General features: G+C 43.8%; 14 protein-coding genes and 1 riboswitch. Of the genes, 5 read left to right on the top strand and 9 right to left on the bottom strand.

The genetic code is table 11. The features are described from left to right. Window positions 1–88 precede the first annotated feature (88 nt). Both BTO28_RS05545 and BTO28_RS05540 read left to right on the top strand, forming a co-directional pair. Entirely contained in the window at window positions 89–1,045 is a 957-nt protein-coding gene (locus BTO28_RS05545) for a TIGR01212 family radical SAM protein (protein WP_076764542.1), read from the top strand. Continuing rightward, on the top strand, window positions 1,042–1,614 hold the full coding sequence (locus tag BTO28_RS05540; RefSeq protein ID WP_076764541.1) for a class I SAM-dependent methyltransferase: 573 nt from the start codon (window positions 1,042–1,044) through the stop codon (window positions 1,612–1,614). The genes BTO28_RS05545 and BTO28_RS05540 overlap by 4 nt, the downstream gene beginning before the upstream one ends. Window positions 1,615–1,795: 181 nt before the next feature. Here the strand turns inward: BTO28_RS05540 and BTO28_RS05535 are convergent, their stop codons facing one another. The 3 genes from BTO28_RS05535 to BTO28_RS05525 are packed head-to-tail and all read right to left on the bottom strand — an operon-like array spanning window position 1,796 to window position 4,739. Continuing rightward, window positions 1,796–2,794 (bottom strand): LLM class flavin-dependent oxidoreductase, encoded by a 999-nt coding sequence (locus BTO28_RS05535; protein WP_076764540.1) that lies wholly within the window; start codon window positions 2,792–2,794, stop codon window positions 1,796–1,798. Window positions 2,795–2,843: 49 nt separating this feature from the next. After that, a complete protein-coding gene (locus BTO28_RS05530; RefSeq protein ID WP_076764539.1) occupies window positions 2,844–3,920 on the bottom strand; it encodes a tetraprenyl-beta-curcumene synthase family protein in 1,077 nt (358 codons plus the stop codon). A 9-nt stretch (window positions 3,921–3,929) separates the two neighbouring features. Then, entirely contained in the window at window positions 3,930–4,739 is an 810-nt protein-coding gene (locus BTO28_RS05525; RefSeq protein WP_076764538.1) for an alpha/beta hydrolase, read from the bottom strand. A 105-nt stretch (window positions 4,740–4,844) separates the two neighbouring features. On the opposite strand from BTO28_RS05525, the gene BTO28_RS05520 reads away from it, so the two are divergent. Next, on the top strand, window positions 4,845–5,363 hold the full coding sequence (locus BTO28_RS05520; RefSeq protein WP_076764537.1) for a gamma carbonic anhydrase: 519 nt from the start codon (window positions 4,845–4,847) through the stop codon (window positions 5,361–5,363). 119 nt (window positions 5,364–5,482) lie between these two features. Here the strand turns inward: BTO28_RS05520 and metK are convergent, their stop codons facing one another. Then, complete coding sequence (metK, locus tag BTO28_RS05515) at window positions 5,483–6,682, bottom strand: methionine adenosyltransferase (protein ID WP_076764536.1); 1,200 nt, start codon at window positions 6,680–6,682, stop codon at window positions 5,483–5,485. Between the two features lie 119 nt (window positions 6,683–6,801). After that, window positions 6,802–6,910, bottom strand: a riboswitch (SAM riboswitch). A 276-nt stretch (window positions 6,911–7,186) separates the two neighbouring features. Between metK and pckA the strand changes: the two genes are divergently transcribed. Continuing rightward, window positions 7,187–8,773 carry a phosphoenolpyruvate carboxykinase (ATP) gene (gene pckA, locus BTO28_RS05510; RefSeq protein WP_076764535.1) on the top strand — a complete coding sequence of 529 codons (1,587 nt, stop codon included), beginning with the start codon at window positions 7,187–7,189 and terminating at the stop codon, window positions 8,771–8,773. A gap of 75 nt (window positions 8,774–8,848) precedes the next feature. Here the strand turns inward: pckA and BTO28_RS05505 are convergent, their stop codons facing one another. Genes BTO28_RS05505 through BTO28_RS05490 form a run of 4 tightly spaced genes read right to left on the bottom strand, consistent with a single transcriptional unit; the run spans window position 8,849 to window position 10,676 of the window. Then, window positions 8,849–9,091: a DUF2584 domain-containing protein gene (locus tag BTO28_RS05505; RefSeq protein ID WP_076764534.1), complete on the bottom strand. Its 243-nt coding sequence runs from the start codon at window positions 9,089–9,091 to the stop codon at window positions 8,849–8,851. Further along, entirely contained in the window at window positions 9,091–9,858 is a 768-nt protein-coding gene (locus tag BTO28_RS05500) for an alpha/beta hydrolase family protein (protein WP_076764533.1), read from the bottom strand. Before BTO28_RS05500 ends, BTO28_RS05505 begins: the two co-directional genes overlap by 1 nt. Continuing rightward, window positions 9,855–10,328 (bottom strand): RNA deprotection pyrophosphohydrolase, encoded by a 474-nt coding sequence (ytkD, locus tag BTO28_RS05495; RefSeq protein ID WP_076764532.1) that lies wholly within the window; start codon window positions 10,326–10,328, stop codon window positions 9,855–9,857. Before ytkD ends, BTO28_RS05500 begins: the two co-directional genes overlap by 4 nt. 33 nt (window positions 10,329–10,361) lie before the next feature. Further along, window positions 10,362–10,676, bottom strand: coding sequence for a hydrolase (locus BTO28_RS05490; protein ID WP_076764531.1), 315 nt, complete (start codon window positions 10,674–10,676; stop codon window positions 10,362–10,364). Between the two features lie 118 nt (window positions 10,677–10,794). Between BTO28_RS05490 and BTO28_RS05485 the strand changes: the two genes are divergently transcribed. Continuing rightward, window positions 10,795–11,037: a DUF6154 family protein gene (locus BTO28_RS05485; RefSeq protein ID WP_076764530.1), complete on the top strand. Its 243-nt coding sequence runs from the start codon at window positions 10,795–10,797 to the stop codon at window positions 11,035–11,037. Between the two features lie 40 nt (window positions 11,038–11,077). Here BTO28_RS05485 and BTO28_RS05480 read toward each other — a convergent pair whose 3' ends face one another. After that, a complete protein-coding gene (locus tag BTO28_RS05480; protein ID WP_076764529.1) occupies window positions 11,078–11,266 on the bottom strand; it encodes a hypothetical protein in 189 nt (62 codons plus the stop codon). Window positions 11,267–11,333: the final 67 nt, after the last annotated feature.

The raw sequence follows: 11,333 nt of genomic DNA, 5'->3' as shown, positions 1-11,333 counted from the left end.
AAAAAAACTTCGCTTAATATGCAAGCGCATTTTACCCATGACCCTGTTCATGTTAAAATTTTAGTCGAGTATTAAAGGAGGAATTACGATGACTAATCCGTTTCCGTACGCAAGTGACGACAAACGGTATCATACGTGGAATTATCATCTGCGCAATCATTTTGGACATAAAGTTTTTAAAGTGGCACTTGATGCCGGTTTTGACTGTCCAAACCGAGACGGTACTGTTGCTTTTGGCGGCTGCACTTTTTGCAGTGCAGCCGGTTCCGGTGATTTTGCAGGTGATCGAGTCGATCCGTTAGAGAAACAGTTTCACGATATAAAAATGAAAATGCATAAAAAATGGAAAGATGGCAAATATATGGCCTACTTTCAAGCATATACAAATACGCACGCGCCGGTCGATGTACTTCGGGAAAAGTATGAGTCTGTCTTAAATCAGGATGACGTCGTGGCTTTATCGATTGCAACCCGCCCGGACTGCTTGCCAGATGACGTTGTCGAGTATCTGGCCGAGCTGAATGAACGAACCTATTTATGGGTTGAGCTTGGTTTGCAGACGGTGCATGAAAAAACAGCGCGCATTATTAACCGCGCCCATGATTTTCAGACATATGCAGAAGGTGTTAAAAAACTGCGCAATCACAACATTCGTATCTGCTCCCATCTCATTAACGGCCTGCCGCTCGAAACACCAGAAATGATGATGGAAACGGCACAGGCTATTGCGGACCTTGATGTACAGGGCATTAAAATTCATCTCCTTCATTTATTAAAAGGCACGCCCCTTGTAAAACAATATGAAAAAGGATTGCTGGAATTTTTATCATTCGATGATTATGTCAATCTTGTCTGCGACCAGCTTGAAATTTTGCCTCCTGAATTGATTGTCCAGCGCATTACCGGCGACGGTCCGATCGAATTAATGGTCGGCCCAATGTGGAGTGTCAACAAATGGGCAGTATTAAACGCTATTGATGCGGAACTCATCCGCCGCGTAAGCTGGCAGGGGAAGTTTTATAAAGGAGCGGTTGTAGAGTCATGACACTGGACGGTATTTTACCATTTGCCCGTTTGCTGCTGGAAAAGGCTGTTTCTCCAGGTTGTTTTGCAGTTGATGCTACAGCAGGAAATGGGCACGATACCCTATTTTTAGCAAATCTCATTGGTGAATCAGGACATGTTTTTGCTTTTGACGTACAAGAGCAGGCTTTGAAAAAAACGGGTGAACGTTTAAAGCAGGAAAATGTCGCAAACCGAGTCACCCTTTTTCAATCAGGACATGAAAAAGCGAAGAATTTAATACCAGCTGAGCATCACGGACAACTGACCGCTGCCGTTTTCAATCTCGGCTATTTACCAAAAAGCGATAAAACGATTGTTACGAAACCGGAAACAACCATTCAGGCTGTTCGTGATTTGTTTGACATGCTGCGGCCAGGCGGCTTGATTGTTCTTGTTATATACCACGGCCACGAAGAAGGAGCCTTAGAACGTGATGCCGTTGTTTCGTTTGCAGAATCACTGGATCAACAGCTGGCACATGTAATGAGGTATGAATTTATCAACCAGGCGAACAATCCGCCGTTTATTATTGCAATAGAAAAAAGATGATGGTTTTTAGACCGGAATATGCGGCATAGCAGCCGAAAACATTTTTTATGGGCCGGATTCTTTTTGCTAAAGACCGAAAAATTTGAAATTCGGCACGCAGCAAACAAAATACGGCCCAGCTTTAAATGTTCCGGCCGTAGAAATCAAACGCCCGCAGACTACAATGTCTGCGGGCGTCGTTTTATATCGTTTTTGCCACTTCGGCCAATAGTTCAAATGATCGTTTCTTTTTCTCAAAGTCATACATAATCGTCACAGCCATTATTTCGTCTGTTTTATATTCTCCCTTTAGTCGAATAAGTTCAGATTGAACGGTCTCCGGACCGCCGGCAATCATTCGCTTCCTATTTTCTTCGACATGTACTTGTTCATATTTATTGTACGAATAAGCAGCGGCCTTTTCAGGAGATGGCGTTCCGTTTGATTTCATGCCTTGTGCGGCCATCATAAGCGACAAATCAAGGCTGCCAGCCAAATAGTCAGCTTCTTCATCTGTTTCTGAACAAATAATAAATACAGCGACCATGCTTTTTGGCTTGTCTAAATGAACAGAAGGCTGGAACCGCTGACGGTATGCCTTTAGAAGATCCGGACCGCCTTCTCCGTTTATAAACCTTGCAAACGTATAGGGAAGCCCTTTTTCAGCTGCCAGCACTGCACTCGACAAATTCGACCCGAGCAGCCACAATTCAGGGGGTATTTGAACAATAGGAGTGGCCCGCACCCCGTTATATATATGGGGCACAGGGCGATCGTGCAGAAATGAAAGCAAATCATCAATTTGTTCAGGAAAGCGTTCCACTTCCCTCTTCCGTCCTTCCGAAAGTGCAAATGATGCCCGCGGCATACCGCCTGGCGCTCGGCCAATACCAAGGTCAATCCGGCCCGGTGCAAGTCCTGAAAGCAAACGGAAATTTTCAGCGACTTTATAGGCACTGTAATGCGTCAGCATTACACCTCCGGAACCGATCCGCATCGTATTTGTTTTTGCCGCTAAATAAGAAATCAATACTTCCGGGGATGAACCGGAAAGCGTCGTCGAATCATGATGCTCTGAAACCCAAAAACGGCCGTAACCGAGTTTTTCTGCGAACTGTGCAAGTTCGACGGTCTCCATTAATGATTCTTCCGCCGTTTTCCCTTCCGAAATCGGCGACTGGTCTAATATATTTATTTTCATGCCTTTCACCTCGTGTGTCCATTCTATTTCGGACCACGCGAAAAATCCATTAATGTGCCCGCCTGCGCAGCTTTCTGTACGTTTTATACGTGCGGCCGTTCCAATAAAAGAACATACTAGCCGGACCAGCTGTATGAACAAGCTTTCGGCAATAATGACGTACACTCTTATTTCCTGCTGCTTTTTCCTCGGACAAGTATACTGCGACAATCCCTTCGATTAAAAACGAATGAAATTTCGCATGCGGGAGCCGTTTTGTACCTTCTTTCGCATTCTTTAAAAAGTATAAAAATCGGTCCATCATAATCGATTCATCTTCATAGTACGTACAAAAATTCAGCTCGCCATCTTCAAGATCTTCTTCCTGATCAATATAATAATCCAGCAGTATATGAATGCCCTGGCCAAATGGGAAATAGCAGTCACGCACCATCTTCGCATATGTCGGGGTAAAGGCCGGCTGCATTGCACACGATAGTAAGCAATATACGCCAACGGTGGAACCAGTGCAAGCAGAAAATTCATACCATGACATTTCCGGCAAATCCGCCTTATAGCTTTCAAACCAGCGGATCAACCGCTCTTCACGTTCTTCTTCGCGGACGTGTTTATGAATTTGCAATTCACTGTAGTACCGGCTTAATTCCAAGACATATGGCTTTGCAGACGCAAACGAAGCGGTCTTTGCCACAATGCCCCTGCATCCATCAACCAGGGCGTTTAAGTAACCTCCATCGTCTTTCGTATCACGAAAACGGTAGTAATCGCTTTTTGGCTGATCTGGAAAAAAACAATCACGAAGCGCTTCATGCAAGGCTGCAAAATCATCCGGGTTAAACGACTTCGTCTGGTCGCATAAATTATCGAGATAATCACAAATAAGCTGATAAGGTACAATAAATGAGATTGCATCCGCTGATTTATCACCCGCAAGCATTGAAATCACTCCACCCGCTTCACAGTGAAAATACTTTTTATCATATACATCAATTGCCTGGCGGCGAAGTTCCGGGTCTGGAATTCTTTCCGTTAGCAATTTCCATTTACTCCATTCCGCTTTTACTGCCGGAAAAATGTCTTTATAAATTTTTCGCATTAATAAAAGCGAATTATTAGGGACAGTCATCAAGTTACCTCACTTTTCAATAATAAAACCGAGTCCACGTAATCGGTTGTGAACAAAATCAAGCGTATACCGAAACACAATTTCACGCTCTGGTTCGTTGAAAATTTCATGATACAACCCCGGCCATTCTTTATACTGCAGCTCGGACACATCAATTTTCTTCGCAAATGCCCGCACGGCACTGCCATCCGTTACTTTGTCATCACCGGCTTGCATAATAAGCAGCGGAATATCTGGTAATTCCCCGGGACCCGCTGCCGCAATTTTAATCGCCTGCACGATTTCACGATACCAGCGGACAGACACTTTTCGGACAAACAGCGGATCGTCCTGGTCGAGCGTCCGTACTTCTTCGTTGCGAGTTGACATCTCAACTGTGATGCCGGCATCAAATTTTAATGATGGTGTAACGGAATTGAGCCCGTGCGACACCATATGTAAATGTTTTGAGGGAGCATGTTTCATTTTAAAAAGTGGCGACGATAAGATAACACCTGCCAGCTCCGGTTTTTGCTCCTGTAAATAACGGGTGATAATTAAGCCGCCCATGCTGTGACCGAGCAAAAAGACCGGTAGATCAAATTGATAGGCTGCCCTCACCCACTCAGAAACTTCTTTTGTATATTCAGTAAAGGACGAAATATGCCCGCGCCTTGATCGCGATGTCATTCCCTGTCCTGGCAAATCCCCCATAACGACATGGAAACCACTTTGGCGCCACATTTCAATGAGCCAGCCATACCGTCCGTGATGCTCAAGCGCGCCGTGCACCATAACGATCACACCTTTGGGGTTTCCCTCACATTCCCATTTCCACATATGTATTCTCTCCTTCAAAAACGATCACCGTTTTTTCTATTATACAAATCTTTTCCCATCCGATAAAATAAAACGATAGATTCATAAAAAGAAAGGGGTTCCAAAATGATTTATCCGTATCAAGGCAAAGAACCGTGCATTGCAGAATCAGCATTCATAGCAGACTACGTAACAATTACAGGTGATGTGACAATTGGCGAGGAATCGACGATCTGGTACAACACTGTCATTCGTGGTGATGTGGCACCAACCTCCATTGGCAATCGTGTCAATGTGCAGGACAATTCCGTCTTACACCAAAGCCCAAACAATCCGCTTACACTGGAAGATAATGTTACCGTTGGCCATCAAGTCATTTTACATAGCTGCACAGTGAGAAAAGGAGCGCTGATCGGGATGGGATCGATTGTATTAGACAATGCCGAAATTGGTGAAGGCGCATTCATTGGTGCAGGCAGCCTTGTTCCACCCGGCAAAATTATCCCGCCGAACACAATGGCATTCGGCCGACCGGCAAAAGTAATTCGAGACATAACCGAAGAGGACCGGAAAGACATGGAGCGAATCGTACGGGAATATGCGGAAAAGGGACAGTTTTATAAATCAATTCAAAATAAAAGCTGATTCTTCCTTTCCATATCATTTATTCCGCCGCCGTGCATTCCATTCCTTTTTCACCATTGAGTTTTTCCACTAACGAAATAAAGACTGCCTGAACAAAGTTCAGGCAGTCTTTTTATCGATTACTTAGAAGCTGCTGCTTTCAAAAGTTCAGCTTTGTCAGTACGTTCCCATGGAAGATCTACATCTGTGCGTCCGAAGTGGCCATACGCTGCTGTCTGGCGGTAAATCGGGCGGCGAAGGTTGAGCATGTTAATAATGCCCGCTGGACGAAGGTCGAAGTTTTCGCGGATCACATCAACGAGCACTTCTTCAGACACTGTACCTGTTCCAAATGTATCAACAGAAATGGATACAGGCTGTGCTACACCGATCGCATATGCCAGCTGTACTTCACATTTGTCAGCAAGTCCTGCTGCGACGATGTTTTTCGCTACGTAACGTGCTGCATATGCGGCAGAACGGTCCACTTTTGTCGGATCTTTACCAGAGAATGCGCCACCGCCATGACGTGCATATCCACCGTACGTATCAACGATGATTTTACGGCCTGTTAAGCCGGCATCCCCTTGAGGTCCACCGATTACAAAGCGTCCAGTTGGATTAATAAAGAATTTCGTTTCGCTGTCGATTAACTCAGCTGGTACAACTTCATTAATAACTTGTTGACGAATTTCTTTTTGAATTTGCTCAAGTGTTATTTCAGGATGATGCTGTGTGGAAATAACAATTGTATCGACGCGAACCGGTTTGTTGTTTTCGTCATATTCAACTGTTACTTGCGTTTTACCGTCCGGACGCAGGTAATCAAGTACTTCTGTCTTACGCACTTCCGTTAAACGACGTGCAAGCTTATGAGCCAGTGAGATAGGAAGAGGCATTAACTCTTCTGTCTCGTTGCACGCAAATCCAAACATTAATCCCTGGTCACCTGCACCAATCTCATCGATTTCTTTATCTGTCATCTGCCCTTCACGTGCTTCAAGAGCTACGTTTACGCCGGCAGCGATATCAGGTGACTGCTCGTCAATCGAAGTCAATACACCTGCTGTTTCAGAGTCAAATCCGTATTTTGCACGAACATAACCAATTTCCTTTACCGTCTCACGAACGATTTTAGGAATATCCACATATGAAGAAGTGGTAATTTCCCCGGCAACGAGTACAAGCCCTGTTGTTACAGATGTTTCTGCTGCTACACGGGCATTCGGGTCTTTGTCAAGAATAGCATCAAGAATTGCATCGGAAATCTGATCACAGATTTTATCCGGATGTCCTTCCGTTACGGATTCTGATGTAAACAGGCGGCGCTGTTTTGTCATGAAAAAATTCCTCCTTTAAATCAGTATGTGTACGGTACTCATTTTCCCCCGATGATCCGAAAATAAAAAAACTCTCCCGGCATTGAGAGAGGAAAGGTTGTTTTTACTTGGTCCTTTCACTCTTATCGTCCAAGGCTGATCCTTGCTCAGGTTTAGCACCTTTTCGCGTTTCCGCGGCAGGTTGCTGGGTTTCACAGGGCCTGTCCCTCCACCGGCTCAGGATAAGAGTATCCGTTCAAGTGTCAATGTTACGAAAAATCACTGATCATGTCAACCGATAAATTCATCGAATGAGAAATCTGTAAAAATGCGGCATCTTTTATGCGATTCAATGTCACTATTTACTATTAATATAGTATACTTATTAAACATCATGTAAAATGGTAAGCGAATTCAAACAAAAAAAGTTTTTTAAATAGTATAGACTATTTGTTTTAATGTGTTATACTAATTTCAAGTTAATCACAAACATATAAAATTTTGATAAAGGATGGTCGTACAACTATGAACTCTTTAACTGTTTCCAGCGAAATCGTCGAGCTGCTGAAAGGCTCAAATATTATTCTTCAGCCTTCTGTGCCTGTGCTTGTAGAAAAGGTACTTAAACGCGGCGAAGGCATATTAACCGCGTCCGGTGCGGTTCGCGCCGAAACAGGCAAATATACGGGCCGCTCCCCGAAAGACAAATTTACCGTTGAAGAAGCGTCCGTAAAAGATAAAATCGACTGGGGAAGTGTAAACCAGCCGATCTCTGAAGAAAAGTTCAACAATTTGTACGAAAAGGTCGTCCGTCATTTAAAAGAAAAAGACGAATTATTCGTTTTCAAAGGGTTTGCCGGTGCTGATCAAAAACACCGTCTACCGATTCAAGTTATAAATGAATACGCGTGGCACAACTTGTTTGCCCACCAATTATTCATCCGCCCAACAGAAGAAGAATTAGCTTCTCATGAAGCCGGTTTCACTATTTTGTCAGCGCCAACATTCCAGGCCGATCCACTTGTTGACGGCACAAACTCTGAAACCTTCATTATTGTCTCATTTGAACAGCGGGTTATCTTAATTGGCGGCACAGAATATGCCGGAGAAATGAAAAAATCCATTTTCTCTGTCATGAACTACCTATTGCCAGAAAACGATATTTTATCAATGCACTGCTCGGCAAATGTCGGCTACGAAGGCGATGTCGCTTTATTCTTTGGCCTTTCCGGCACTGGAAAAACGACGCTCTCTGCTGATCCAAACCGCCGCTTAATCGGTGATGATGAGCATGGATGGTCAGCAAACGGCGTGTTTAATATTGAAGGCGGCTGCTACGCAAAAACAATCGGCTTAACACGTGAAAAAGAACCACAAATCTTCGATGCGATCCGCTTTGGTTCCGTCCTTGAAAATGTAGTTCTTGATCATGACACACGCATTCCAGACTACGATGACAATATCTTAACGGAAAATACACGTGCTGCGTACCCGCTTCAAGCGATCGATAACATTGTCGATCCTAGCATCGCCGGCCATCCAAATACAATTATTTTCTTAACAGCTGATGCATTCGGCGTCCTGCCTCCTATCAGCAAATTGTCTAAAGAACAGGCAATGTATCATTTCTTGAGCGGTTACACATCAAAACTTGCCGGTACTGAGCGCGGTATTACGAGTCCTCAAGCCACGTTCTCAACGTGCTTCGGTTCACCGTTCCTTCCGCTTCCGGCAACAGTATACGCTGAAATGCTCGGCAAAAAAATTGATGAACATAACGCGCAAGTCTTCCTTGTGAATACAGGCTGGACAGGCGGTGAATATGGAACCGGAGAGCGAATGAAGCTGTCTTACACACGCGCGATGGTCCAGGCTGCACTCGAGGGTGAATTAAACAATGTTGAAACATACAGAACGAAAGTGTTCGGCCTTGATATCCCAATTCACGTTCCTGGTGTGCCTGATGACGTGTTAATTCCACGCAAATCATGGGCAGATGAGGATGCATTTATGGAAAAAGCAAAAGAACTTTCTGCTAAATTCCATGAAAACTTCAAAAAGTTCAACGACGTCCCTTCCGAGATTGAAGAGCTCGGTGGACCGAAAATGTAATAACAAAAGGGCAGCTATGTGGCTGCCCTTTTATATTTTTAGATAGATTATATTCCGGTGATTCAAGAAAGCCGGTTAGTTTGTTGAATTCAATGACGCAAGTGTATACATAATCGTTGTCGAGTCATTTTGCCATTCTACTTTTGTAATGAACGCTGTGCCGCTGGGCTCGCTGTCTCTCGTTTTATGAACAGCTATTGGAATATCAATTGGATAGAGACGATAGCCGCTTTTCTGCAAAATAAATTGATTTTCTCCCACTCTTTTCTCATTCCCTTTTGTCACGATCATTGTGTTTAATTCCATTGGCATACCCATTATTCATGTCCCCTTCCGTTTTCTTTCATCCACGCTGCGACCTTCTGAACGATTTTTCGATTCACAGCTGGAGGTATGTAATGATCATAATCATCTAAATATAATGTGTCCGCATGATTGAGTTTCTTTTTAAGACGATATGCGTGTTCAACTGAAACATTATCATCCAGGCGGCCGTGAATAATGAACACAGGAGCCTGAATGTTTGATGCCTCTTTCAACGGCGTACGCCATTCGTACAGTTCTGGAACTTTCGAAGGACTTCCGCCAATTACACGCTTCATCATCCGCCGCATATCTTTCCGTTCTTCATACGTTAAAACCATATCAGATACACCACCCCATGTTACAAGGGAAGAAACCGGCTTATGAATTGCCGTCAAAAGCGCCATTACACCTCCGCGGGAAAAGCCGAATACGTGCACACGTCCATTTTTTACACGTTTATGCTGTTTTAATAAATCGAATGCAGAAAAGGCGTCTTCCCGGTCATTCCCCGCAAAATCTTCATTCCCTTCTCCGCCTCTGTTGCCCCTGTAAAATGGCGCAAAGACGATAAATCCTTCTGCGGCAAACTCAGCAATACGTGCAGGCCTGACCATGCCGACATTTTTTATGCCTCCGCGCAAATATAAAAAACCGTCGTACTGCATAGTGTCCGCCGGTTCCGCAAGAAATCCCTTTACACGCAAGCCGTCCGACTCGTACACGACTGAAAATAGGCGTACACGCGGGTTCGGAGATGGATATGGTGTACATTCAATCATAAAAATCCGCTCCTTTTCAACTTTTCAAATGAGCAGGCAATCACATCATCCTTCATTAAAAAAGAATATGAATCTTGAAAACGAACATGTAAAATATTATTTTTTTCAATGTACGGTCCATCCGTTTCAAAATAATCGACTTTCTTTTCTATATCCGTTACACGTGCGAAAAAAACCGTTTTCAGAAACGGTTGGTCCGGATCGTGTACACAATACTCGCCAATAAAATGTAAATCAGATACAGCAGCGCCTGTTTCTTCCCATATTTCTCTTCTTGCTGCTTCCTCTAGGGTTTCATCCTCTTCCATTTTACCGCCAGGAAATTCAAGACCTCTCTTTCTATGTTTCGTCAATAGCCAGCCCTCTTCGCAGCGGCAAATAATGAACACATGTGACGGTGTTTCCTGAAAAGCACCCTTTTCAAGGGAAATTTGTACCGTATATCCATTTTGGTCCGTAAACGTATGCATCCATACCCCTCATCTCAACATCATGTCTCTCTATTATACTTCAAAGCGCATTCTTTTTATATGTGAGCGTGCCTCGTCATCGCCAAGTTCATATATTTTATCATACACTGCCATCATCCGCCGGTCGTACTGGTCGTTATCTGCATCAAGATGATACGGGATGAATGGAAGGTGTGATCGCCAAAATGAACCGGAATCCGCTCCGTTCATCGCATTGAACATTTCACGCAAGTCATGTATTTCTTTGTCATTGGCAAAAATGCGAAAATTCCATGGGGCCACATCCGGTTTTGACTGAATTTCTCCATTTGCGATTTGTATATAATATGGATGTTTTTCCAATTCCATCACTCCTTTCAATTAGATTGCCCGGAAAAAATCTTTTCCATTCAGATAAAAACATTGGAATATGATACCGTTTTCATGTATAACTATATATATATTCTTAGAAGAAGGAGGGGCAGGTATGAAATTCGTGGATGAACTTTTTGAATTGTACCGAGGCAGGCTGCAGGGGACGGAAGACGATCTTGACATGATAACACTGACAGTGCTCGGAGAAATGTCTGAAGCGGATATATTGACAGTCATTCAGGATATGCCGGAAGAAGAACTAGCTTGGCTGTTTCGAGTTTATTTGTATGAAGGCCTGAAAGAAAAGTTCAATCAACATCAAATACCAGTACGAAAAAGCAGCCAGCTTCATTAATACATAATAAAAAGACGGGGATTATCCCGTCTTTTTTTCGTTATACAAAAACGTCCAAAGCCGCTCCTTTATAAGGGTGCGGTGCGCCTTGATCAGCCGTTGCAGGCATTTGCTGGATCATTGCTGTAACAAAAGCAGTCTGTGTGGCCACCTGGCTTTTTAGTAAATTTACATTTAACGTCCGACGCAAGTCAGCCAGCTGTCCTGACATGATAGAAGATAGTTCCATTTGCCTTCCCTCCCTTTTCCCGTTTATCTTGTCAGACGGAAATAAAAAAATCGAGCCTGATTCACGG

This window comes from Domibacillus epiphyticus (assembly GCF_001975785.1).
GTDB classification, from domain to species: domain Bacteria; phylum Bacillota; class Bacilli; order Bacillales; family Domibacillaceae; genus Domibacillus; species Domibacillus epiphyticus.
This window is presented reverse-complemented; position numbering and strand designations above follow the sequence as displayed.

Bases quoted from the DNA above. Each gene is read 5' to 3' on its own strand.
- BTO28_RS05525 (WP_076764538.1), bottom strand. From the start codon at position 4,739: ATGTGGAAATGGGAATGTGAGGGAAACCCCAAAGGTGTGATCGTTATG.
- metK (WP_076764536.1), bottom strand. From the start codon at position 6,682: ATGACAAAACAGCGCCGCCTGTTTACATCAGAATCCGTAACGGAAGGA.
- ytkD (WP_076764532.1), bottom strand. From the start codon at position 10,328: ATGCATACGTTTACGGACCAAAATGGATATACGGTACAAATTTCCCTT.
- BTO28_RS05500 (WP_076764533.1), bottom strand. From the start codon at position 9,858: ATGATTGAATGTACACCATATCCATCTCCGAACCCGCGTGTACGCCTA.
- BTO28_RS05530 (WP_076764539.1), bottom strand. From the start codon at position 3,920: ATGACTGTCCCTAATAATTCGCTTTTATTAATGCGAAAAATTTATAAA.
- BTO28_RS05545 (WP_076764542.1), top strand. From the start codon at position 89: ATGACTAATCCGTTTCCGTACGCAAGTGACGACAAACGGTATCATACG.
- BTO28_RS05535 (WP_076764540.1), bottom strand. From the start codon at position 2,794: ATGAAAATAAATATATTAGACCAGTCGCCGATTTCGGAAGGGAAAACG.
- BTO28_RS05490 (WP_076764531.1), bottom strand. From the start codon at position 10,676: ATGGAATTGGAAAAACATCCATATTATATACAAATCGCAAATGGAGAA.
- BTO28_RS05485 (WP_076764530.1), top strand. From the start codon at position 10,795: ATGAAATTCGTGGATGAACTTTTTGAATTGTACCGAGGCAGGCTGCAG.
- BTO28_RS05540 (WP_076764541.1), top strand. From the start codon at position 1,042: ATGACACTGGACGGTATTTTACCATTTGCCCGTTTGCTGCTGGAAAAG.
- BTO28_RS05520 (WP_076764537.1), top strand. From the start codon at position 4,845: ATGATTTATCCGTATCAAGGCAAAGAACCGTGCATTGCAGAATCAGCA.
- pckA (WP_076764535.1), top strand. From the start codon at position 7,187: ATGAACTCTTTAACTGTTTCCAGCGAAATCGTCGAGCTGCTGAAAGGC.
- BTO28_RS05505 (WP_076764534.1), bottom strand. From the start codon at position 9,091: ATGGGTATGCCAATGGAATTAAACACAATGATCGTGACAAAAGGGAAT.
- BTO28_RS05480 (WP_076764529.1), bottom strand. From the start codon at position 11,266: ATGGAACTATCTTCTATCATGTCAGGACAGCTGGCTGACTTGCGTCGG.